Genomic DNA, 21,760 nt, shown 5'->3' on the forward strand with positions numbered 1-21,760 from the left:
CCGTGTCGCAGAAGCTCCCTCCCCCAAGCCCCCAAATGTGGCGTTCGGTGCGTGGGACGCACCGAACGCCACATTGGGTGCGTCTGACGCACCCAATGCCACATTGGGGCGCTGGGGGCCGGGGCGAGGATCACTGTGGCGTTGGCCCGGTGAAGTAGACGGACCTCGGAGGCGGCAGGTACCGTGGCCGCCACAACTGCAGATCGGGCCGTCGAGCCGAGGCGGGAGAGCCCTCACGAACTCAGTGGGGCACCGAAGGAGCAAACTCCCCGGAATCTCTCAGGTAACCGCTACCGCTTCGCGCGAGGCCACTCTGGAAAGCAGGCGCACCCGCGCCTCACCCAAGGTGAAAGCCGTGCTGTCTTTCAAGCAACACGGTGAAACTCTCAGGTGCCATGACAGAGGGGGAGTTCCCAGCGCACCGTTGTGCGCCCGGCCTGAGGAGCTCCCGATCACTTCCACGCAGTTCGACGCCCGCCACATCGGCCCGTCCGAGGCCGAACGCGCGAAGATGCTGGCCGAGTGCGGCTACGGCAGCCTGGACGCCCTTGTCGGCGCCGCCGTCCCGAGTGCCATCCGCGCCACCGCCGACCTGCGGCTGCCGCCCGCCGCGTCCGAAGAGGACGCCACCGCGGAGCTGCGCGCCCTCGCCGCGCGCAACCGCCCGATGACGCAGATGATCGGCCTCGGCTACTCCGACACCGTCACCCCCGGCGTGATCCGCCGGAACGTCCTCGAGAACCCGGCCTGGTACACCGCCTACACGCCCTACCAGCCGGAAATCTCCCAGGGCCGCCTCGAAGCGCTCCTCAACTTCCAGACCATGGTCGCCGACCTGACCGGCCTGGCCACCGCGAACGCGTCCCTGCTGGACGAGTCGACCGCCGTCGCCGAGGCCGTCACGCTGATGCGGCGCGCGTCCAAGTCCAAGTCGAACAAGGTCGTCTTGGACGCCGAGTGCCTGCCGCAGACCATCGCCGTCGTGCGCACCCGCGTCGAGGCGCTGGGCATCGAGGTCGAGGTCCGCGACCTGCTCACCGGCCTCCCGGACGACTTCTTCGGCGTCGTCGCCCAGTACCCGGGCGCATCCGGCGTGCTGCGCGGCCGCGGCTTCTACCACGCGATTTCCGAGTCGGCGAAGGCCGCGGGCGCGCTGTTCACCGTCGCCGCCGACCTCCTCGCCCTCACCCTGATCACCTCACCCGGCGAGTTCGGCGCCGACGTCGCCGCGGGCTCGACCCAGCGTTTCGGCGTCCCGCTCGGCTACGGCGGCCCGCACGCCGGGTACATGTCCGTCCGCGCCGGCCTCGAGCGATCGCTGCCCGGGCGCCTGGTCGGCGTCTCGGTCGACGCCGACGGCAACCCGGCCTACCGGCTCGCGCTGCAGACCCGTGAGCAGCACATCCGCCGCGAGAAGGCGACGTCCAACATCTGCACCGCGCAGGTTTTGCCCGCCGTGCTGGCCGCGATGTACGCGGTCTACCACGGTCCGGACGGCCTCAAGCGGATCGCCCAGCGCGTCCACGGCCTCGCCGCGGGCTTCGCGGACGCCCTCCGGAAGACCGGCGTCGAGGTCGTGCACGAGTCCTTCTTCGACACCGTCGTCGCGCACGTCCCGGGTCAGGCCGCCGAGGTCCACGCGGCTGCCCGCGAAGCCGGGATCAACCTCGGCCACGTCGACGCCGACCACGTCCGCGTCGCCTTCGACGAGGTCAGCACCCCGGCGATCACCGAGAAGGTCCTGCGCGCGTTCGGCGTCGAGGCGGAGCTGAGCGACGGCGTCGCGCTGCCGAACGGCCTCGCCCGCGAGAGCGGCTTCATGGGCCACGAGGTCTTCGGCACGCACCGCTCCGAGACGGCGATGCTGCGCTACCTGCGTCGCCTGTCCGACCAGGACTACGCGCTCGACCGCGGCATGATCCCGCTCGGCTCCTGCACGATGAAGCTCAACGCCACCACCGAGATGGAGCCGATCAGCTGGCGCGAGTTCGCCGGCATCCACCCGTTCGCGCCGGCCGAGGACGCTTCGGGTTACCACACGGTGGTGGGGCAGCTCGCGGAGTGGCTGGCCGAGGTCACCGGCTACGACAAGGTCTCGCTCCAGCCGAACGCGGGCAGCCAGGGCGAGCTGGCCGGGCTCCTCGCGATCCGCGCCTACCACCGCGCGAACGGCGACGAAGCTCGTGACGTCTGCCTGATCCCGTCGTCCGCGCACGGCACCAACGCCGCGTCCGCGGTGCTCGCCGGGATGCGCGTGGTCGTCGTGAAGTGCACCGACGAGGGCAACGTCGACCTGGCCGACCTGCGCTCCAAGGTGGACACCCACCGCGACACGCTCGCCGCGATCATGGTCACCTACCCGTCCACGCACGGCGTGTACGAGCACGACATCGACGAGCTGGCCAAGATCGTCCACGACGGCGGCGGCCAGGTGTACGTCGACGGCGCGAACCTCAACGCCCTGCTGGGCCTGGCCAAGCCGGGCGAGTTCGGCGGCGACGTCTCGCACCTGAACCTGCACAAGACGTTCTGCATCCCGCACGGCGGTGGCGGCCCGGGTGTCGGCCCGGTCGCGGTGCGCGCGCACCTCGCGCCGTACCTGCCCAACCACCCGCTGCTCGACGCCGCCGGCCCGGAGACCGGCGTCGGCCCGATCAGCGGCGCGCCGTACGGCTCGGCGTCGATCCTGCCGATCTCCTGGGCCTACGTCCGGATGATGGGCGCGCCCGGCCTGACCGCGGCCACCAAGGTCGCCGTGCTGGCGGCGAACTACGTCGCCTCGCGTCTCGCGCCGCACTACCCGGTGCTGTACACGGGCCAGGACGGCCTGGTCGCGCACGAGTGCATCCTCGACCTGCGGCAGCTCACCAAGGAGACCGGCGTGACGGTCGACGACGTCGCGAAGCGGCTCATCGACTACGGCTTCCACGCGCCGACCATGTCGTTCCCGGTGGCGGGGACGCTGATGGTCGAGCCGACCGAGTCCGAGGACCTGGGCGAGATCGACCGGTTCATCGCCGCGATGATCGCCATCCGAGCGGAGATCGACGAGGTCGCGGCCGGGAAGTGGAGCGCGGAGGAGTCGCCGCTGCGCGGGGCGCCGCACACCGCCGAGACGCTGGTCGGGGAGTGGGACAAGCCGTACGACCGCGAGCTGGCCGTGTACCCGGCAGGGGTGTCGCGGAAGAACAAGTACTGGCCGCCGGTGCGGCGCATCGACGGCGCCCGCGGTGACCGTAACCTCGTGTGCTCCTGCCCGCCCCTCAACGCTTACGAAGGCTGATTCCCCCGTGTCGAAAGAGACCTCCCTGCACGGAGTCCACAAGGGACTCGGTGCGCTGTTCACCGACTTCGCCGGCTGGTCCATGCCGGTCCGCTACGCCAGCGAGCTGGCCGAGCACAAGGCCGTCCGCGAGGCGGCCGGGCTGTTCGACCTCTCGCACATGGCCGAAATCCACGTCACCGGCAAGCAGGCCGCCGACGTCCTGGACTTCGCGCTGGTCGGCAACCTCACCGGGGTCAAGCCGGGCCGGGCGCGGTACACGATGATCTGCGACGCCGACGGCGGCGTGCTGGACGACCTCGTCGTCTACCGGCTGGCCGACGAGCACTACCTGGTCGTCGCGAACGCGGGCAACGCCCAGGTCGTCGCCGACGCCCTGGAAGAGCGGGTCGCGGGCTTCGACGCGGTGGTCGACGACCGGTCCGAGACGACCGCGCTGATCGCCGTCCAGGGCCCGAAGGCCGTGGAGATCCTCGGCGCCGTCACCGACGCCGACCTGGGCGCGCTCAAGTACTACGCCAGCGTCCCGGCGGTCGTGAAGGGCCACGAAATCCTGCTCGCCCGCACCGGCTACACCGGCGAAGACGGCTTCGAGCTGTTCGTGAACGCCGACGAGGCCCCGGCCATCTGGCGGCTGCTCCTGGACGCGGGTGAGCCGCACGGGCTCGTCCCGGCCGGGCTCGCCTGCCGCGACACGCTGCGGTTGGAAGCGGGAATGCCGTTGTACGGCAACGAACTCACCCTCGACCAGAGCCCGTTCGAAGCCGGGCTCGGCCGCGTCGTCAAGTTCGACAAGCCGGGCGACTTCGTCGGCCGCGCGGCACTGGAAGAGCGGTCCAAGGCGGACGTCCCCCGCGTGCGGGTCGGCCTCAAGGGCACCGGCCGTCGCGCTCCGCGCCACGGCTACCAGCTGCTGGCCGACGGCGTGGACAGCACTGTGATCGGCGAGGTCACCAGCGGGGCGCTGTCGCCCACGCTGGGTTACCCGATCGCCATGGCGTACGTCGATCGGGCGTACGCCGAGCCCGGCGCCCAGCTCTCCGTCGACATCCGGGGCAGGATCGAGCCCGTCGAGGTCGTCGCCCTGCCCTTCTACTCCCGCGCGTAAGGACTTTCACCGTGAGCATCCCCGAGAACCTGAAGTACACCAAAGAACACGAGTGGCTGTCGGTCGAGGACGGCGTCGCCACCGTCGGCATCACCGCCTTCGCCGCCGAGTCGCTCGGTGACATCGTGTTCGTCCAGCTGCCCGACGCCGGCGCGACCGTGACCGCGGGCGAGGTGTTCGGCGAGGTCGAGTCGACCAAGTCGGTCAGCGAGCTGTACGCGCCGGTGTCCGGCGAGGTCGTCGAGGTGAACGGCGCCACATCGGACCGCCCCGAGGTCATCAACGAGGACCCGTACACGGAAGGCTGGCTGCTCAAGGTGCGTCTCTCCGGCGACGTGCCCGAACTGCTCGACGCCGCCGCGTACGCCGCGCTCACCCAGGAGAACTGATGACGACCTTCGACCAGCACCTCTCCGAAGTCGACCCCGAGGTCGCCGCGGCCGTCGCCGACGAACTGAACCGCCAGCAGTCCACCCTGGAGATGATCGCCTCCGAGAACTTCGCCCCGGTGGGCGTGCTCGAGGCGCAGGGTTCGGTGCTGACCAACAAGTACGCCGAGGGCTACCCCGGCCGCCGCTACTACGGCGGCTGCGAGCACGTCGACGTCGTCGAGCAGCTCGCGATCGACCGCGCGAAGGCCCTGTTCGGCGCCGAGCACGCCAACGTCCAGCCGCACTCGGGCGCGCAGGCCAACGCGGCCGCGATGTTCGCCGTGCTCAAGCCGGGCGACACGATCCTCGGCCTCGACCTGGCCCACGGCGGGCACCTGACGCACGGGATGAAGATCAACTTCTCGGGCAAGCTCTACAACGTCGTCGCCTACCACGTCGACAAAGAGACCGGGATCGTCGACCTGGCCGAGATCGAGCGCCTCGCCGTCGAGCACCGGCCGAAGCTGATCATCGCCGGTTGGTCCGCGTACCCGCGTCAGCTCGACTTCGCCGAGTTCCGCCGCATCGCCGACCTCGTCGACGCCCGTCTCATGGTGGACATGGCGCACTTCGCCGGGCTGGTCGCGACCGGGCTGCACCCGTCGCCGGTGCCGCACGCCGACATCGTCACCACGACCACGCACAAGACCCTCGGCGGCCCGCGCGGCGGTTTGATCCTGTGCCGCCAGGAGCTGGCGAAGAAGATCAACTCGGCCGTGTTCCCGGGTCAGCAGGGCGGGCCCCTGGAACACGTCATCGCCGCCAAGGCCGTCGCGCTGAAGATCGCCGCCAGCGAGGAGTTCAAGGAGCGTCAGCAGCGCACCCTCGAAGGCTCGCGGATCCTGGCGTCGCGGCTGTCGCAGCCGGACTGCGCCGACGCGGGTGTCCGCGTGCTGACCGGCGGCACCGACGTCCACCTGGTGCTCGTCGACCTGGTCCAGTCCACTCTGGACGGACAGCAGGCCGAGGACCGGCTGCACGAGGTCGGCATCACGGTCAACCGTAACGCCGTTCCGTTCGACCCGCGCCCGCCGATGATCACCTCCGGCCTGCGGATCGGCACCCCGGCGCTGGCCACCCGCGGCTTCCAGGCCGAGGACTTCACCGAGGTCGCCGACGTCATCGCGGAGGCCCTCAAGCCGGACTTCGACGACGCCCTGCGTTCGAAGCTGCGCGACCGCGTCGAAGCGCTGGCCGCGAAGCACCCGTTGTACGCGGACCTGTCCCGATGAGCGCGCTGCCCGAGGGCCGGAAGCTGCTGCGTCTGGAAGTCCGCAACAGTGAGACGCCGATCGAGAAGAAGCCGCCGTGGATCAAGACGCGGGTGCGGATGGGGCCGGAGTTCACCGAACTCAAGGGTCTCGTGCGCCGCGAAGGTCTGCACACGGTGTGTGAAGAGGCCGGTTGTCCCAACATCTACGAGTGCTGGGAAGACCGTGAGGCGACGTTCCTGATCGGTGGGGACCAGTGCACCCGTCGGTGTGATTTCTGTCAGATCGACACCGGGAAGCCTGCTGCTTTGGATCGCACTGAGCCGCGGAAGGTCGCGGAGTCGGTGCAGGCGATGGGTCTGCGGTATTCGACGGTCACCGGTGTCGCTCGGGATGATCTCGAGGATGGCGGTGCGTGGTTGTACGCGGAGACGGTCCGGCAGATTCACGACCTGAACCCGGGTACCGGGGTCGAGTTGCTGATCCCGGACTTCAACGCTGACCCGGCGCAGCTTGCCGAGGTGTTCGGTTCGCGGCCGGAGGTGTTGGCGCACAACGTGGAGACGGTGCCGCGGATTTTCAAGCGGATCCGTCCCGGGTTCCGCTACGCACGTTCGCTGGAGGTCATCACTGCGGCGCGTGAAGCGGGTTTGGTGACGAAGTCGAACCTGATCTTGGGTATGGGTGAGACGCCGGATGAGGTGGCTCCGGCGATGCGGGACCTGGTCGATGCGGGCTGCGAGATTTTGACGATCACGCAGTATTTGCGTCCGTCGCCGCGGCATCACCCGGTGGATCGGTGGGTGAAGCCGGAGGAGTTCGTCGTGCACTCGCAGGCTGCGGAGGCGATGGGTTTCGCCGGTGTGATGGCGGGGCCGCTGGTCCGGTCGTCGTACCGCGCGGGACGGCTCTACGCCCAGACGAAGGCCCACCGCGGGGAGGAGCTGCCGGAGAACCTGCGGCACCTCGCCGACCAGGGCCCGGCCGCGCAAGAAGCCAGCTCCCTGCTGGCGCGATAGGAAGGGGCGGATCAATGGCGATCAGCGTCTTCGACCTGTTTTCCATCGGCATCGGGCCGTCGAGCTCCCACACCGTCGGGCCGATGCGGGCGGCACGGACCTTTGTGGACGGACTCGGCGCGGAACTCTCTTCGGTTTCCCGCGTGCAGGCCGAGCTGTTCGGCTCGCTCGGGGCGACCGGGTTCGGCCACGGCAGCGACAAGGCCGTGCTGCTCGGGCTTTCCGGTGAGCGTCCCGAAGAGATCGACACCGACATCGTCCCGGTGCGCATCGCGGAGATCCGCGAGTCCGGGCGGTTGAAGCTGGGTGGCACGCACGAGGTCGCGTTCGACGAGGACAACGACCTCACGATGCACCGGCGCAAGTCGTTGCCGGCGCACCCGAACGGCATGGTCTTCCGTGCCTTCGACGCAGCGGGCACGCTCGTGCGGGAACGCACGTACTACTCGGTGGGTGGCGGCTTCGTCCGCGACGAGTCGTACGAGACCGACACGGTGTTCGTCGAGGACTCGACGCCGGTGCCGTACCCGTTCCGCACGGGCGCCGACCTGCTCGGGCACTGCGCGTCGACCGGCCTGCCGATCAGCGAGATCATGCTGGCGAACGAGCTGTCGTGGCGTACGCGCGACGAGGTCCGGGACGGGCTGCTGGCGATTTGGGCGGTCATGGCGGAGTGCGTCCGCAACGGCTGCACCCACGAAGGCGTGCTCCCGGGCGGCCTGAAGGTGCCGCGGCGGGCCAAGGCACTGCACGAGAAGCTGCTGGCCGAGGACGGCCTGGACGACCCGCTGTACGCGATGGACTGGGTCAGCCTGTACGCGCTGGCGGTGAACGAGGAGAACGCCGCGGGCGGGCGCGTGGTCACCGCGCCCACCAACGGCGCGGCGGGGATCATCCCGGCGGTGCTGCACTACTACCAGCGGTTCATCCGGCACTCGACCGACGACGGCATCGTCAAGTTCATGCTCACGGCGGGCGCGATCGGCTCGATCCTCAAGCAGACGGGCTCGATCTCGGGCGCGGAGGTCGGCTGCCAGGGCGAGGTCGGCTCGGCTTCGGCGATGGCGGCGGCGGGCCTGACGGAGGTCCTCGGCGGCTCGCCGGCCCAGGTGGAAAACGCGGCGGAGATCGGGGTGGAGCACCACCTCGGCCTGACGTGCGACCCGGTGGGCGGGCTGGTGCAGATCCCGTGCATCGAGCGCAACGCGGTGGGAGCGTCGAAGGCGATCCACGCGGCCCGCATGGCCATGCGCGGCGACGGAAGCCACGTGGTGACGCTGGACAAGGCGATCAAGACGATGCGCGAGACGGGCGCGGACATGAGCGTCAAGTACAAGGAAACAGCCCGCGGCGGCCTGGCGGTGAACGTCATCGAGTGCTGAAGACGCCACTTTCTCCGGGAAAGATGCGTCTCAGGGCGCTCAGGCCGAGCTTTCCCTAGGAAAGATGCGTCTCAGGAGCGCTTAGGCCGAGCTTTCCCTAGGAAAGATGCGTTTTCTAGCGGTGCTAGTTCCGTCGGTCCTCGTCCTCTACCGCCAGCTTCAGCCCCACCTCGACCAAGCGCCAGCCGACCTGCTGGCGACGGGTGCCCGTCCGGCGGCTCGGTGTCGCCCGGCCCGGTGGGCGGTTGCGGACGCCGTGGCGCAGCTCGTCCTCTCGCTCGTGAACCAGATCCTCGGCCATCAGGAAGTGCACCGGATCGCCCCCTGCGTCGATGTTCGGTGTCGGTGGTGTCATCGTCGCCGACCGTGGCCGTCCGGTTCCACCGGTTTTTCCGCCCGCGAACAGCATTGTCACCGACAGCGACCGTTCGCGGCCACTCCGAAGGTGCGCCGCGGCGGGGAGGGACCTCGCGCCGCGGCCTAAACTCGCGGGATGGAACCGACCTCGGTGGTGAATGCCGGTGAAGCGCTGTTCCGGCCGGTCCGCGCGGGCAACGCCTTCGAGGAGACCGTCGAGCGGCTGCTCCAGGCCATCCGCCTCGGCGTCGTCGGGGCGGGGGAGCGGCTGCCGTCGGAGCGTGAGCTCGCCGAACGGCTCGGGGTCAGCCGCGTCACGCTCCGCGAAGCCATCCGGGCGCTCTCCGACGCCGGTTACGTCGAGTCACGGCGGGGCCGTTATGGCGGCACTTTCGTGCACGACACCCTGCCCGGACCACCCGAACCCGACGGCAAGATCGACGCCACCGGCCTGGAGGACGCGTTGTGCCTCCGCTACGTCCTCGAGACCGGCGCCGCGGAGATGGCCGCCGCCCGCTCGCTCAGTCCCGCCGACCGCCGGCACCTCACCGGCACGCTCGCCGAAGCCGCGAGCGCGCACCTCGACGACTACCGCCGCAAGGACTCCCGCCTGCACCTCGCGATCGCGGAGGTGACGGCGTCCGGCTCCCTGACCACGGCGATGGCCGACGCCCGCACCCGCGTCAACCAGCTGCTCGACCGGATCCCGCTGCTCCCGCCCAACCTCGAGCACTCGAACGCCCAGCACGAGGCGATCGTCGACGCGATCCTGGCCGGCGACGCCCCCGCGGCCCGCCAGGCCATGGCGGAACACATCGAAGGCACGGCTTCGCTGCTGCGCGCGTTCCTGGCGTGAACCCGTCTTGACAGGATTCGAACAACCTCGTTAGTTCTCCCCAGAACCTCCTCACCCGTTCGGCCGTCATCCATTCGTGACCTTGGCGACGGAGGAAATAGAGGAAGAGAACGAGAAGCCGGACACCCCGCGACGCCGGCGGTGGCGGCGGGTCCGGCGCATCGGGTACTGGACCTTCGGGCTGCTCATCGGCGTGCCGCTGATCGCCTTCTGGGTCGCCTACCTCGTGCTCGACGTCCGCAGCCCGCAAGAAGTGCTCGACGGGCTCGACAAGACCGTAGTCCTGCAGTATTCGGACGGGTCGCCGCTGCTCAAGGTCATCCCGGCCGACGGCGACCGGACATTCGTGCCCTACGCGCAGGTGCCCGCGAAGCTGCGTGACGCCATCATCGCCACCGAGGACCCGACCTTCTGGGACAACCAGGGCTTCGACCCGACCGGCATCGGCCGCGCGTTCCTCACCGGCGTCGGCGGCGGGTCCGGGATCACCCAGCAGTACATCAAGAAGTCCACCGGCGACGACGACGCGACCCTCGGCCGCAAGTTCGCCGAGCTGGTCCTGTCCACGAAGATCACCCAGGAGCAGAGCAAGGAACAGATCTTCGAAAGCTACGTCAACATCATCTCCTTCGGCCGCGGCACGTTCGGGCCCGCCGCGGCGATGAACGCCTACTTCGGCAAGAAGCTCGACGACTCGATGACGTGGAGCGAAGCCGCGTTCCTCGCCGGGATGATCCAGTCGCCGTCGGTGCACGACCCGGCCGCGTCCGGGGACGCCCACGCGGCCCGGCGCTGGCAGTACGTGCACGACAAGCTGGTGGACCGCGGTTACGTCAAGACCGGTGAACCGATGGCCTACCCCGGCGACGAGATCCAGGCGCCGTCGGAGACCCGCGCGGGCCGCCTCACCTACGACGAGTTCCACATCAAGCAGCAGGTCCTCGCCGAGCTCGAGCAGGACGGCTTCCCGCTCGGCCGGCTCCAGCAGGGCAACATGACGGTCGAGACCACCCTGGACCGCGGCATGCAGGACGCCGCGAAGAAGGCGTTGCAGGACAGGCTGAAGGGCGAGCCGAAGGAGTTCCGCGGCGCGGTGGTCGCGGTCGACCCGAAGACCGGCGCCGTGCGCGTCTACCAGGGTGGCGACCAGGGCGTCCGCGACTACGCGAGCACTCCGCACGCGGCCGGCTCGGCGTTCTACCCGTTCACGCTCGCCGCCGCCCTGCGCCGCGGCTACGGCCCGGACGTGCCGGTCCCGGCGCCCGAGGAGCAGGAGTTCCTCGGCGAGAAGTTCAAGTACCCGGACGTCTGCGGCCCCAAGTGCACGCCGCGCGCGGCGATGCGGGCGCACGCCGACGGCCCGTTCATCGCCCTGGCCAAGAAACTCGGCCCCGACGCGCTGAGCGACGCCGCGCGGCAGGCGGGCATCCCCGACACCGTCGACGGCACCCCGACCATGCGGGAGAAGGACGGCTTCCTGATCGGGCCGGGCATCGCGATCGGCCGCTACCCGCTGCGGCCGATCGACCTGGCCGGCGCCTACGCGACCTTCGCCGCGGACGGCCGCCACACGACTCCGCACCTCGTGGCGAAGGTGCGCGACGAGAGCGGCGCGGTCATCTGGGAGCACACCGACGCCTCGCGCCCCGCGTTCGACGAAGACGGCGACGAAAGCCGCCGCATCGCCCGGGACGTCACCAGCACGCTGACCGACGGCGGCGGGGCCGCGCTGCGCACCGGCGAGGCCGAGCACGGCAGCAGCCCGGACAACCAGGACGCCTGGGCCGTCGGCTACACCCCGCGGCTGGCGGCCGCGGTCTGGATCGGCTCCGACGACGACCGCCGGCTGAAGGACGCGAACGGCGCGAAGCTGACCGGCGACGTCGTCCCGGCCGACATCTGGCGCGGGTTCATGGCCGCGGCGCACCAGGGCGTGCCGGCCGGGCCGTCGGCTCCGGGCGAGCCGCCGGTGGTGGCGCGGCCGCCGCGGTGAGTCAGCGGACGAGGGCCAGCACGAACCCGTCGTGCCCCTTGCCGCCCACGGTCTGGACGGCGGTCGCGTCCAGCCGTGGCTCCGCGGAGAGGAAGCCGAACATCTCCCGCACGCCCACGACGTCCGGGTCGGTGCTCGCCGCGTCGGTCACCCGGCCGGCTCGGACGACGTTGTCGACGACGATCGTCGTGCCCGGCCGGGACAGCTCCAGCGCCGCGCGCACGTAGTTCCCGAGGTTGCGCTTGTCGGCGTCGACGAAGACGAAGTCGAACGGCCCGGTCAGCGTCGGCAGCGTGTCGAGCGCGGCGCCGACCTTGATCTCGACGACGTCTTCGCCGAAGCCCGCGCGCGCCAGGTTGGCCCGGGCGACTTCGGCGTGCTTGGGCTCGTACTCGCAGGTCACCAGCTTGCCGCCGGCCGGGAGCGCGCGGGCCAGCCAGATCGTGCTGTACCCGCCGAGCGTGCCGATCTCGAGGATCGAGCGGGCCCCGGCCTGGCGGGCCAGCAGGTTCAGCAGCTTGCCCTGGTTGGGGGCGACGGCGATGTGCGGCAACCCGGCGGCGGCCGAGCCGGCGAGCGCGTCGTCGAGCACCGGATCGGGGGCGAGCAGTGCTTCGGTGAGGTAGTCGTCGACTTCGGCCCAGGTCTTGTCGGTCATGGCACCTCCACGGCCAATCTAGCGGCCACACCCGCCGGGTACCGGCTCCCGGCTCGAGCGCCCCAATGTGGCGTTCGGTGCTCCTCCCATGCCCCCACCGCCACCCTCAACGGAGGCGCTTCGCGCCGCAGTGCTGATCCAACGCACCGAACGACACATTGGGTGCGTGGGGCGCACCGAACGCCACATTGGGTGCGTGGGACGCAACCAACGCCACATTGGGGCGCTTGCGGGAGCGGCCCCGGCGGGCTGGGATCATGCTCGGAGCGATCGAAGGCGGGAAGGTGGACATGGACGACTACCGCGTCGTCGCGGACGCCCTCGCCGCCGACATCGAGGCCGGCCGGCTCCGCCCCGGTGACCGTCTTCCGCCGCAGCGCCGCTTCGCGCGGCAGCGCGGGCTCGCCAACTCCACCGCCGCCCGCGTCTACGGCGAGCTCGTCCGGCGCGGTCTGGCCGTCGGCGAGGTCGGGCGCGGCACGTTCGTGCGGGCCGCGAAGCCGCCGCCCGAACCCGCGCTCGCCGAACCCGGCGGCGCCCGCGTCGACCTCGAGCTCAACTTCGCCGTCCTGCCTGACCAGAGTGCGCATCTTGCGCGAGCGCTCGAACCGCTGCTCCGGCCGGACGTCCTCACCGCGGCCCTGCACCCGATCGGCGCCGCGGGCACGCCCGCCGCCCGGGAAGCCGCGGCCACGCTGCTCACCCGCGGCGACTGGCGCCCGGATCCGGCAACGATCCTGTTCACCGGCAACGGACGGCAGGCCATCGCGGCCGCGATCGCCGCGTTCGTGCCGGTGGGGGAGCGGCTCGCGGTGGAGTCGCTGACCTACCCGGTGGTGAAGGCCGTGGCCGCGCGGCTCGGCGTGGAGCTGGTGCCGATCGAGACCGACGAACACGGGCTGGTGCCGGATGCCTTGGCCGCGGCCGGGCCGGTGCGCGCGCTGTACGTCCAGCCGACGTTGCACAACCCGCTCGGCACGACGATGCCTCCGCAGCGCCGCGAAGAACTGGCCGCCGTCGTCGCCCGGCTGGACCTGCCGGTGATCGAGGACGGCATCTACACGTTCCTGCGCGACGACGTCCGGCCGTTCGCCGCATACGCGCCGGAGCGGACGGTGTTCGTCGACAGCCTGTCCAAGCGCGTCGCGCCCGGCCTGACGGCGGGATTCCTGGTGGCGCCCCCGGCCTGGACCGCGCGGCTGGCGGCGTCGGTGCGCTCGGGCGCCTGGGCCGCGTCGCGCTTCGCCGTCGAAGCGGCGACGCAGTGGATCGTCACCGGCACCCTCGCCGACGTCGAAGCCGCGAAACGTCTCGACGCCGCCGCGCGGGCGTCGGTGGTCGAGGCGAAGCTGCCGGGACTCCAGGGCGACGCGGCGTCCTACCACCGCTGGTGGGAGCTGCCGGAGCAGTGGCGGGCGGAGACGTTCGTCGCGGCGGCGGCCCGCCGGGGCATCGCCCTGTCGCCGGCCGCGGCGTTCGCGGTGCTGCCGGGGCACGCGCCGAACGCCGTGCGCATCGCGGTCTCGGCCCCGCCGGTGGCGACGCTGGCCGCGGCGCTGGACGTCCTGGCGACGCTGGCGAGCGGCAGCCCGGACGACCTGCTGACCGACTGACGGCGGGTGCCAGCGGCGTGCCAGTGCGGTGTGCGGCCCGCGTCAGGCAGCCGCGTCACTCTTCGGTCGTCGCGAACGAACCGAAGGAGCATCCATGAACGTCACGATCATCGGCGCCGGCCTCGGCGGCCTCACCCTGGCCAGGGTCCTGCACGTCCACGGCATCCCCGTCACGGTCTACGAAGCCGAGTCCTCCCCGATGGCGCGCATGCAGGGCGGGATGCTCGACATCCACGACTACAACGGGCAGGTCGCCGTCGAAGCCGCCGGCCTGGCGGAGGAGTTCCGCGGTCTCGTCCTGGACGGCCGCCAGGCGATGCGGATCCTCGACCGGGACGGGAACCTGCTGTACGAAAAGGTCGACGACGGGACCGGCGGCCGGCCCGAGGTGCAGCGCGGTGAGCTGCGGCAGATGCTGCTCGACGCGCTCCCCGACGGCACCGTCAAGTGGGGGTACAAGGTCAGCGGTGCCCGGGCACTCGACGACGGCGGCCACGAGGTGACCTTCGCCGACGGCAGCACCGTCGTCACGGATCTGCTGGTCGGGGCGGACGGCGCCTGGTCGAAGGTGCGGCCGCTGCTCACCGACGCGACCCCGGAGTACGAGGGCACGGCGTTCGTCGAGACCTACCTGTTCGACGTCGTCGCGAAGCACCCCGCCACCGCGGCGGCGGTCGGCGGCGGGTCGATGGTCGCGCACGGCGGCTCGCCGGACGACGGGATCAACGCCCACCGCGAAAGCGGCGACACCGTGCACACCTACGTGGCGCTCGCCCGGCCGCTGGACTGGTTCGCCGCCATCGACTTCACCGACCCGGCGGGCGCCGCGGCGCGGATCGCGGCGGAGTTCGACGGCTGGGCCCCGGAACTCACGGCGCTGATCACCGACGGCGACACCGACCCGGTCCTGCGCCCGCACCACGCGCTGCCGGTCGGGCTCCGGTGGGACCGCGTGCCGGGCGTGACCCTCGTCGGCGACGCCGCGCACCTCGCACCCCCGAACGGCGAAGGCGCCAACCTGGCCATGCTCGACGGCGCGGAGCTCGGCCAGGCCCTCGCCGCGCACCCCGGCGACGTCGAAGCCGGCATCGCCGCCTACGAGGAGGCCATGTTCGTCCGCGCCGCGACCCCCGTCGACGACGCCGTCCTGCTCGAGAGCCTGTTCGGCGACGACGTCCCGGAGAGCCTGCTCGAGCTGGTCCGGGGCGAGCGGGGCTAGGGCGCGTATTTCCCGACGAAGCTGCCGCAGGTGACCGCGCGGCCCGTGAGCCGGGCCTGGATCGCCTTCTCCAGACCCAGGTAGTCGAACACCGGGGTGTCGAGCGGGATCGACTCCGGCACCGGGCCACCGGTCGCGAGCATCCGGATCGAATCCGTCTCGAACAGCACCAGGTAGCCGCCGTCGCGGTTCAGCTCGTCGGCCTTCGCGAGCATCCGCTCGGGTGCGTCGCCGACGATCTCCAGCGGCAGCGGCCACTCCAGCGGGAACGGGTTGCGCAGGCCGAACGCGGGGTAGGCGAACGTGCTGTCCGGCAGGATCGCGGTCTTTTCGGCGGGGAACCGCTCGAGGCAGTCGCGGATCTGCCGGACGAACGTGTGCGTCGAGGGGTTGGTGCGGATGCCGGCCATGGCCGGGCTGACGTCACCGAGGTCCGCGGTCAGCCGGTCGTGGCTGAGGTCGAGGTAGGCCGCCTGGTCGTGGCGCGCGACGACGACCCAGCCGCACACCGCCACCGCCGTCAGGCCCGCCGTCGCGGTCACCCAGCGGCGCGCGAGCCGCGGCCGCGGCGGGACGACGTGGCTCAGCAGCAGCAACGCCGTCAGCGCGAGGGTGCCGGTGAGCAGCGTCGGCGTGTCGTTGCCCCACGACAGGCTGGTCATGAACCCGGTGGCGAGCACCAGCAGCCCGGCCCACGGCACCTTCCGCGTGACGGCCGCGTTGACCGGCACGCTGACCGCGACGATCCACCACAGGACGTCCGCCCAGCGCGAGGAGCCGGTGAACCGGCCGTCGACGACCGTCCAGACGACGGCCGCCGCGCCGGCGAGCACGAGCACCCAGGACGCGGCGCGCCCGGCCGCGCCGAGCCGGTCGCCGGGCAGCCGGACGGCCAGCAGCACGACGGCGATCGCGGCGAAGAAGCCCAGTTCCCGCATCGGTGCCCGGGTCAGCACCTCGGGGTCTTCGAGCCAGAGCCCGAGCAGCCGCTGGCCGTACGCGGGCACGCCCCCGGTCAGCTGCTCGACCATCTCGGCGAACCCGCCGCCGAGGCTCACCCAGGCGACGTACAGCAGCCCGGGCGCGCCGAGCGCGAGGAGGTCGAGGACGAACCGGAGCACGCGCCGGCTGCCCGTCCGGGTGGCCGGGTGCAGCAGCAGCCACACCACCCCGATCACCGCGGCCAGCACGAAGCTCTGCTTGACGAACACCGCGCAGCCGAGCAGGACGAGGCCACCCCGGCGGGCGAGTGCGTGGTTCTTGCCGAGCCCGGTGTCGAGGGCCCAGGCGCCGCACGCGGTGAGCGCGATGCCGTCGACGGTGTGCCAGGCCATCAGCGGGAAGGCGTTGAGGTTGATCAGCGACGCCGCCGCGACCATCGCGGTCATGCCCGGGCCCCAGCCGAGAACCCGGCGGCGGGTGACCAGCGTGGCGAAGGCGATGGTGGCGACGATGATCTCGATCATCGAAAGGAAGCTCGACCCGAAGAACAGCGGCATCGGCAGGGCATAGTCGGCGACGTGCAGCACCGCGGACCCGAGCGGGCGGGCGGAGATGATGTCGGCGTGCGGGACTTCGCCGTGCAGCACGCGCCACGCCTGGGCGAGGATGAAACCCTGGTCGGAGGGGTGGAACCCGAAGCGGCCGACGCGCAGTTCGGTGGCCAGGGCCAGCAGGATCACCCAGCCGGCGTGGATCCCCCAGCGCAGCAGGGGCCGCGCGGGTTTCGCGGGCGCGGGTTCCGGGGCGGCGGCGCGCGTCGGACTCGCCACGTCCACGCCTGCCCGCCTTCCGCTCCCCGATCACGCCCGGAACGCGATGGTAGCGGCCTGGCTTGGCGCGGGCATGGACAGCACCACCCGGGTGCACTGGTCAGCACGGCGGATGGGCTCGACAGCGATGCAGTGAATGACTCATTCCTTGCGTCCGGCGCCAGGAATGAGTCATTCACTGCGTTCGGTGTGGGGGCCGCGGTGGCGCGGGTGGCGAGCCGGGGCCGGGCGGAGGTGCCCGGCCCCGGTCCGTGGGTCACCCGATGGTGCGCCGGGCGGTGCCGATGGCGGCCGTTTCGTCGGCCAGGGCGGATCGTTCCCCAGTACTGCTGATTTCCGGCATTTCGAACTCCCCAGTTCACGCCCGTACCGATGTACGGGACTCGCGCGAGGGTAGAAGTACCGTCGTCGGAGTGCCAGCGTTTCGGCGGAATTCGAGGAGTTCAAGCACGACGACGCCAGAACAGGCGGGTCACCGCCGCCGCGACGGCCGCCGGCGCGGGTTGGCGGGGCAGGCCGCGTGCCTCGGGTGCGGACTCCGGCATCGCCCGGTAGGCGAGGTGCGCGGCGAACCGGGCGAGCCGCGGCGCGGTGAGCGTCGCCAGCTCGGCCGCCCGGCCTTCGGGCAGGCTGAGGATCTCCGGCCGCTCCTCGAGGGCCTTCACGATGAGCGCGGCCGCGCGTTCCGGGCTGCTCGACGGGATGCCGCGGTAGCCGGTCGGCGCGATCATCGGGGTCCGGACCAGGGGCATCCGCACGGACGTGAACGTGACGCCGTCCGAGAGCGTCTCGCGCCCGGCCGTCAGCCCGAACTCCTCCAACGCCGCCTTGGATGCCAGGTACGCCGAGAAGCGCGGGGTGTCGGTCTGCAGGCCCTGGGTCGTGACGTTGACGACGTGGCCGAACCGGCGCTCGGCCATCGACGGCAGGAACCCGAGGATCAGCCGCACCGGCCCGAAGTAGTTGATGGCCATCGTGCGCTCGTAGTCGTGGAAACGTTCCGTGGACAGCGCGACCGAGCGCCGGATCGACCGGCCGGCGTTGTTCACCAGCGCGTCGACCGCGCCGTGGTCGCCGAGCACGTGCTTGACCAGCGCGTCGACGGCGTCGCCGTCGGTGAGGTCGCAGGGGTACGCCGCCGCCGAGCCGCCGGCCGCGGTGATCTCGTCCCGCACCTTTTCGAGCTCCGAAGCGCGCCGCGCCACGAGGATCACCTTCGCGCCCTTGCGGGCCACGGCGAGCGCCGACGCCCGGCCGATCCCGGACGACGCGCCGGTGATCAGCACGGTCCTCCCGGCCAGGCCGTGCCCGCGACGCGCGCGGTCGGGATCGAGGTGAGCCTGCCAGTACCGGTAGAGCGGGGCCGCGTAGTCGCGCAGCTCCGGCAGCTCGATGCCGCTGCCGGACAACGCGGTCGTGGTGCGCGCGGTGTCGAAGACGACGTCCGTGCTCAGGTGCGGCAGCACTTCGAGAGGGATGCCCAGCTCTTCGAGGACGGCGGCGCGCGCGGCCCGGCCGCCGGGCAAGCGGTCGACGCCGTTGGCTGCCGCGTGCGCGAGCCGGGTGCCGGCGCGCCGCACGACCCCGGACGGCCGGGCCGGCAGCACCGCGCGGATCGTCGGCCCGCCGGCGGCGCGCGCGAAGGCGTTGTAGACGGAATCGAGCGACTGCGGCCGGGCGGCGGCGAGGTGGTAGGTCGCCCCGGACGGCGCGTCCCGGTGCATCAGGTACTCCATCGCCTCGACGACGTAGTCGACCGGCACCAGGTTCGTCGCGCCGAGACCGGGGGCCGCGAGCGGGAGCCGCGCGGGCAGCGCCGCCAGCCGGGAGATCGCGGGGAGGAAGTAGTACGGGCCGTCGACCTTGTCCATCTCGCCGGTGCGCGAGTCGCCGACGACGGCGGAGGGCCGGTAGACGCGGAAGGGCAGCGACTGCTCGCGGACGAGCTTCTCAGCCTGGAACTTCGTCGCGTGGTACGGCGAGCCGAAGTGCTGGCCGAGGTCGAAGTCGGCCTCGGTGAACCGCCCGGCGTGGTCGCCCGCGACGGCGATCGAGGACACGTGGTGCACCAGGCCCGCCTCCGCGGCCAAGGCGAAGGCGAGCAGGTGCCGGGTGCCCTCGACGTTGGCGCGCCGGTTCGCGTCCTCGCCGGCGGTGAGGTCGTAGATCGCGCCGAGGTGGACGACGTGGTCGAAGTGCGGCAGCGGGGCGGGGTCGACACCGAGCCGGGGTTCGGCGAGGTCGCCGACCACGGGGTGCAGCTTGTCCGCCCCCGGCCACTCCTGAGCCCAAGTGGCCAGGCGCTCCCGAGAGGTCTCGCGGACCAGTGCGTACACGGCGGACGTCTCCGGCCGTCGCAGGAGGCGGGCGACCAGGCGTTTCCCGATGAAGCCCGTCGCGCCCGTCACGAAGTAGGTCGTCATGGCCGGTCCCTTCCGCAGTCGGGCCGACTCTAACCTACTGAAAAGTAGGAACGGTAGTTGTCAGTGTCTGCGGCTCACGGTTCGGCCGTCTCGTCCGCCGTCGCGACGACCGCGTCGCGCAGGGCGGCGCGCAGCCGTCCGACGTCGAGCGGCCCGAGCACCGCGGCCTCTCCCGGCGGTGCGACCAGCACCACCTTGTCCTGACTGACGAACACCGTCACGTCCCTGCGCCTGCCGGCCAGATCCCGGCAGCCGACGGACCACTCGCCCCGACTCATGGTCGCCGCCCCTCCGTTTTCTCTTCGTGGTCGCGCTTCGTGCGAGGGTGGGAGGGCGGCGTGGAGACGCTATGACGCCGGTTCACCCGATCTGCCTACTCGCGGGTTTTGTCTTGCGCTTCGCGGATTTCCGGCGTATCCCCCGGTCGTGGACGGGCCCGTTCGGGAGTACCGTCCGCACCGTCTCGTCGACGTGGGAGGTCACTGATGTCGGAGCCGCGGAAGATCGTCATCGTCGGTGCGGGCCTGGGCGGTGCGTCGGCCGCGGCCGCGCTGCGCGAACGCGGCTACACCGGCGAAGTCCTGTTGATGGGCGCCGACCCGCACCGGCCGTACGAGCTGCCGCCGCTGTCGAAGGGCATCTTGCTCGGCACCACCGACGAACCCGACTGGGTGCACGAAGAGAAGTACTACGCGGAGCACGACATCCGCTTCGGCGCGGGCGTCACGGCGAGCCGGCTCGAGCTGGGCGCGCGGCTGGTGCTGGACGACGCGGGCGGCGAGCACCGCTACGACCGCCTGGTCCTGGCGACCGGCTCCCGGCCGCGTGCGCTCCCGGTCCCGGGCGGCGACCTGCCCGGGCTGTACACCCTGCGCAGCCTCGACGACGCGCTCAAGCTGCGCTCGGCGTTCGCCGAAGCGGAGCGGGTGGTGATCGTCGGCGCCGGCTGGATCGGCTCCGAAGCCGCCGCGGCGGCCCGGACGCACAACGCCGAGGTGACGGTCGTCGACCCGCTCCCGGTCCCGCTGGCGAACGTCCTCGGCGAGACGGTCGGCGGAGTCTTCCGCGACCTGCACGTCTCGAACGGTGTGCACTACCGGCTGGGTGAGCAGGTCGCGGAGATCACCGGCGGCCCGGACGGCGTCCGCGGTGTCCGCCTGAGCGGCGGCGACGAACTGACGGCGGACGTGGTCCTGGTCGCGGTCGGCGCGGCACCCCGGGTGGAGCTGGCGCACGCGGCGGGCCTGGAGCTGTCCGACGACGGCGGGGTGTGCGTGGACGCGGGCCTGCGCACGGCGGCCACGGACGTGTTCGCGGTCGGTGACATCGCGGCCCACTTCCACCCGCGCTACGGGCGCAGGATCCGCGTGGAGCACTGGGCGAACGCGAAGGACCAGGGCGCGCACGTGGCGCGGAACCTGCTGGGCGAGAACGAACCGTTCCTCGGTTCGCCGTACTTCTTCACGGACCAGTACGACCTGGGCTGCGAGTACCGCGGGCTGGCGGACCCGGTGACGGACGAGCTGGTGGTCCGGGGCGACCTGGGATCCCGCGAGTTCACGGCGTTCTGGCTGCGCGACGGCGAGGTGGCGGCGGCGATGAACGTGAACATGTGGGACGACGGGGATGCGTTGAGCGCCTTGGTGGACGGCCGCGCGAAGGTGACGGCGGAGCAGCTCGAGACGGCGGACCTGGCGTCGCTCACCTGACGCCCAGCCCCTTCCGCAGCAAGGTGTCGAGCCGCCGCCACGCCGGCGACGACGCGTTGACGGCGCCCTGCACCAGCGCCGGGATCGCCGAACCGCGATCGTAGGTGGGCAGATCCGGCCCGTAGCGGTCGCGGGTCGCCGAGATGATCTTTTCGGCGAGGGCGTCCACGCGGGGGTCGTCCGGAGGCACGTCGTGGACCCGGTCGTACTCGAGGACGACTGAGAGCAGCTCGGGGTCGGTCAGCATCGCCGCCTGGTCCTGGAAGGAAACCCGAGCCGTCGATGGGTGGGTGGCGAACACCAGCAGCCACAGGTCGTTCTGCAGCGCGACCCAGTGTTCGCTGAACCCGAGGCCGGTCAGGCCCGCGAGGTGCTCCACGACGTCGGCGGGCAGCGCGGACAACTGCCCGTCGGCGAGCCTCCGCAGCCGTGCCCGGGTGTCCTGCAGCCCGCGGATCCGGACGGCGAGGTCGTCGTCGATCTGCCGCAGCGCCTCGCCGAGCCCGTCGCCGGAACGGAGTTCGCGGATGCGTGCCAGGGGCACGCCGGCCTCGGCGAGCGTGCGGATCTTGATCAGCTCGACGGCGTCGGCCGCGCGGTAGCGCCGGTAGCCGGACGCGTCGCGCGGTGGCTCCGTGAGGAGCCCCTTGGCGTGGTAGACGCGGATCGTCTTGGCCGTCACCCCGACGTACCCGGCGAGCTGTCCGATGGTGAGCACGCGGCCAT

Annotated in this window: 17 protein-coding genes and 1 riboswitch; of the genes, 11 read left to right on the forward strand and 6 right to left on the reverse strand. The window is 71.6% G+C overall.

Features of this window, described 5'->3' with window-relative positions; all coding sequences use genetic code 11:
* Positions 1-212: 212 nt before the first annotated feature.
* Positions 213-306, forward strand: a riboswitch (glycine riboswitch).
* 145 nt (positions 307-451) lie between these two features.
* Genes gcvP through ACZ4TR_RS38485 form a run of 6 tightly spaced genes read left to right on the forward strand, consistent with a single transcriptional unit; the run spans position 452 to position 8,434 of the window.
* Positions 452-3,283: an aminomethyl-transferring glycine dehydrogenase gene (gene gcvP / locus ACZ4TR_RS38460; protein ID WP_465293393.1), complete on the forward strand. Its 2,832-nt coding sequence runs from the start codon at positions 452-454 to the stop codon at positions 3,281-3,283.
* Between the two features lie 7 nt (positions 3,284-3,290).
* The gene (gene gcvT, locus ACZ4TR_RS38465) at positions 3,291-4,391 is read left to right on the forward strand and encodes a glycine cleavage system aminomethyltransferase GcvT (RefSeq protein WP_465293115.1); all 1,101 of its coding nucleotides are present in this window, start codon (positions 3,291-3,293) and stop codon (positions 4,389-4,391) included.
* A gap of 11 nt (positions 4,392-4,402) precedes the next feature.
* On the forward strand, positions 4,403-4,780 hold the full coding sequence (gene gcvH, locus ACZ4TR_RS38470) for a glycine cleavage system protein GcvH (protein ID WP_465293116.1): 378 nt from the start codon (positions 4,403-4,405) through the stop codon (positions 4,778-4,780).
* The gene (glyA, locus tag ACZ4TR_RS38475; protein ID WP_465293117.1) at positions 4,780-6,054 is read left to right on the forward strand and encodes a serine hydroxymethyltransferase; all 1,275 of its coding nucleotides are present in this window, start codon (positions 4,780-4,782) and stop codon (positions 6,052-6,054) included. Before gcvH ends, glyA begins: the two co-directional genes overlap by 1 nt.
* A complete protein-coding gene (lipA, locus tag ACZ4TR_RS38480) occupies positions 6,051-7,052 on the forward strand; it encodes a lipoyl synthase (RefSeq protein ID WP_465293118.1) in 1,002 nt (333 codons plus the stop codon). Before glyA ends, lipA begins: the two co-directional genes overlap by 4 nt.
* A gap of 14 nt (positions 7,053-7,066) precedes the next feature.
* Positions 7,067-8,434: an L-serine ammonia-lyase gene (locus ACZ4TR_RS38485; RefSeq protein WP_465293119.1), complete on the forward strand. Its 1,368-nt coding sequence runs from the start codon at positions 7,067-7,069 to the stop codon at positions 8,432-8,434.
* 124 nt (positions 8,435-8,558) lie between these two features.
* Here ACZ4TR_RS38485 and ACZ4TR_RS38490 read toward each other — a convergent pair whose 3' ends face one another.
* The gene (locus tag ACZ4TR_RS38490) at positions 8,559-8,849 is read right to left on the reverse strand and encodes a hypothetical protein (protein WP_465293120.1); all 291 of its coding nucleotides are present in this window, start codon (positions 8,847-8,849) and stop codon (positions 8,559-8,561) included.
* A gap of 78 nt (positions 8,850-8,927) precedes the next feature.
* On the opposite strand from ACZ4TR_RS38490, the gene ACZ4TR_RS38495 reads away from it, so the two are divergent.
* Entirely contained in the window at positions 8,928-9,647 is a 720-nt protein-coding gene (locus ACZ4TR_RS38495) for a FadR/GntR family transcriptional regulator (RefSeq protein ID WP_465293121.1), read from the forward strand.
* A gap of 76 nt (positions 9,648-9,723) precedes the next feature.
* Complete coding sequence (locus ACZ4TR_RS38500; protein ID WP_465293122.1) at positions 9,724-11,640, forward strand: transglycosylase domain-containing protein; 1,917 nt, start codon at positions 9,724-9,726, stop codon at positions 11,638-11,640.
* 1 nt (position 11,641) lies between these two features.
* Here the strand turns inward: ACZ4TR_RS38500 and ACZ4TR_RS38505 are convergent, their stop codons facing one another.
* On the reverse strand, positions 11,642-12,298 hold the full coding sequence (locus ACZ4TR_RS38505) for an O-methyltransferase (protein WP_465293123.1): 657 nt from the start codon (positions 12,296-12,298) through the stop codon (positions 11,642-11,644).
* Positions 12,299-12,588: 290 nt separating this feature from the next.
* Here ACZ4TR_RS38505 and ACZ4TR_RS38510 point away from each other — a divergent pair, with 290 nt between their 5' ends.
* Together ACZ4TR_RS38510 and ACZ4TR_RS38515 are read left to right on the forward strand one after the other, a co-directional pair.
* Positions 12,589-13,911: an aminotransferase-like domain-containing protein gene (locus ACZ4TR_RS38510; RefSeq protein ID WP_465293394.1), complete on the forward strand. Its 1,323-nt coding sequence runs from the start codon at positions 12,589-12,591 to the stop codon at positions 13,909-13,911.
* Positions 13,912-14,005: 94 nt separating this feature from the next.
* A complete protein-coding gene (locus ACZ4TR_RS38515) occupies positions 14,006-15,130 on the forward strand; it encodes an FAD-dependent oxidoreductase (RefSeq protein WP_465293124.1) in 1,125 nt (374 codons plus the stop codon).
* Here ACZ4TR_RS38515 and ACZ4TR_RS38520 read toward each other — a convergent pair.
* The 3 genes from ACZ4TR_RS38520 to ACZ4TR_RS38530 form a co-directional block, all read right to left on the reverse strand.
* Positions 15,127-16,908 (reverse strand): hypothetical protein, encoded by a 1,782-nt coding sequence (locus ACZ4TR_RS38520; RefSeq protein WP_465293125.1) that lies wholly within the window; start codon positions 16,906-16,908, stop codon positions 15,127-15,129. The genes ACZ4TR_RS38515 and ACZ4TR_RS38520 overlap by 4 nt on opposite strands.
* Positions 16,909-17,345: 437 nt before the next feature.
* Positions 17,346-19,325, reverse strand: coding sequence for an SDR family oxidoreductase (locus tag ACZ4TR_RS38525; protein WP_465293126.1), 1,980 nt, complete (start codon positions 19,323-19,325; stop codon positions 17,346-17,348).
* Positions 19,326-19,399: 74 nt separating this feature from the next.
* Positions 19,400-19,603: a hypothetical protein gene (locus ACZ4TR_RS38530; protein WP_284743660.1), complete on the reverse strand. Its 204-nt coding sequence runs from the start codon at positions 19,601-19,603 to the stop codon at positions 19,400-19,402.
* Between the two features lie 207 nt (positions 19,604-19,810).
* Between ACZ4TR_RS38530 and ACZ4TR_RS38535 the strand changes: the two genes are divergently transcribed.
* On the forward strand, positions 19,811-21,034 hold the full coding sequence (locus ACZ4TR_RS38535) for an NAD(P)/FAD-dependent oxidoreductase (protein WP_465293127.1): 1,224 nt from the start codon (positions 19,811-19,813) through the stop codon (positions 21,032-21,034).
* On the opposite strand, the gene ACZ4TR_RS38540 is transcribed toward ACZ4TR_RS38535, so the two are convergent.
* Positions 21,027-21,752: a MerR family transcriptional regulator gene (locus ACZ4TR_RS38540; protein WP_465293128.1), complete on the reverse strand. Its 726-nt coding sequence runs from the start codon at positions 21,750-21,752 to the stop codon at positions 21,027-21,029. The genes ACZ4TR_RS38535 and ACZ4TR_RS38540 overlap by 8 nt on opposite strands.
* Between the last annotated feature and the right edge of the window lie 8 nt (positions 21,753-21,760).

This window comes from Amycolatopsis sp. NPDC028719 (genome assembly GCF_055565395.1).

Coding starts and splice junctions, on each gene's coding strand:
- glyA (WP_465293117.1), top strand. CDS start 4,780: ATGACGACCTTCGACCAGCACCTCTCCGAAGTCGACCCCGAGGTCGCC.
- lipA (WP_465293118.1), top strand. CDS start 6,051: ATGAGCGCGCTGCCCGAGGGCCGGAAGCTGCTGCGTCTGGAAGTCCGC.
- ACZ4TR_RS38485 (WP_465293119.1), top strand. CDS start 7,067: ATGGCGATCAGCGTCTTCGACCTGTTTTCCATCGGCATCGGGCCGTCG.
- ACZ4TR_RS38495 (WP_465293121.1), top strand. CDS start 8,928: ATGGAACCGACCTCGGTGGTGAATGCCGGTGAAGCGCTGTTCCGGCCG.
- ACZ4TR_RS38505 (WP_465293123.1), bottom strand. CDS start 12,298: ATGACCGACAAGACCTGGGCCGAAGTCGACGACTACCTCACCGAAGCA.
- ACZ4TR_RS38510 (WP_465293394.1), top strand. CDS start 12,589: ATGGACGACTACCGCGTCGTCGCGGACGCCCTCGCCGCCGACATCGAG.
- ACZ4TR_RS38515 (WP_465293124.1), top strand. CDS start 14,006: ATGAACGTCACGATCATCGGCGCCGGCCTCGGCGGCCTCACCCTGGCC.
- ACZ4TR_RS38525 (WP_465293126.1), bottom strand. CDS start 19,325: ATGACGACCTACTTCGTGACGGGCGCGACGGGCTTCATCGGGAAACGC.
- ACZ4TR_RS38530 (WP_284743660.1), bottom strand. CDS start 19,603: ATGAGTCGGGGCGAGTGGTCCGTCGGCTGCCGGGATCTGGCCGGCAGG.
- ACZ4TR_RS38535 (WP_465293127.1), top strand. CDS start 19,811: ATGTCGGAGCCGCGGAAGATCGTCATCGTCGGTGCGGGCCTGGGCGGT.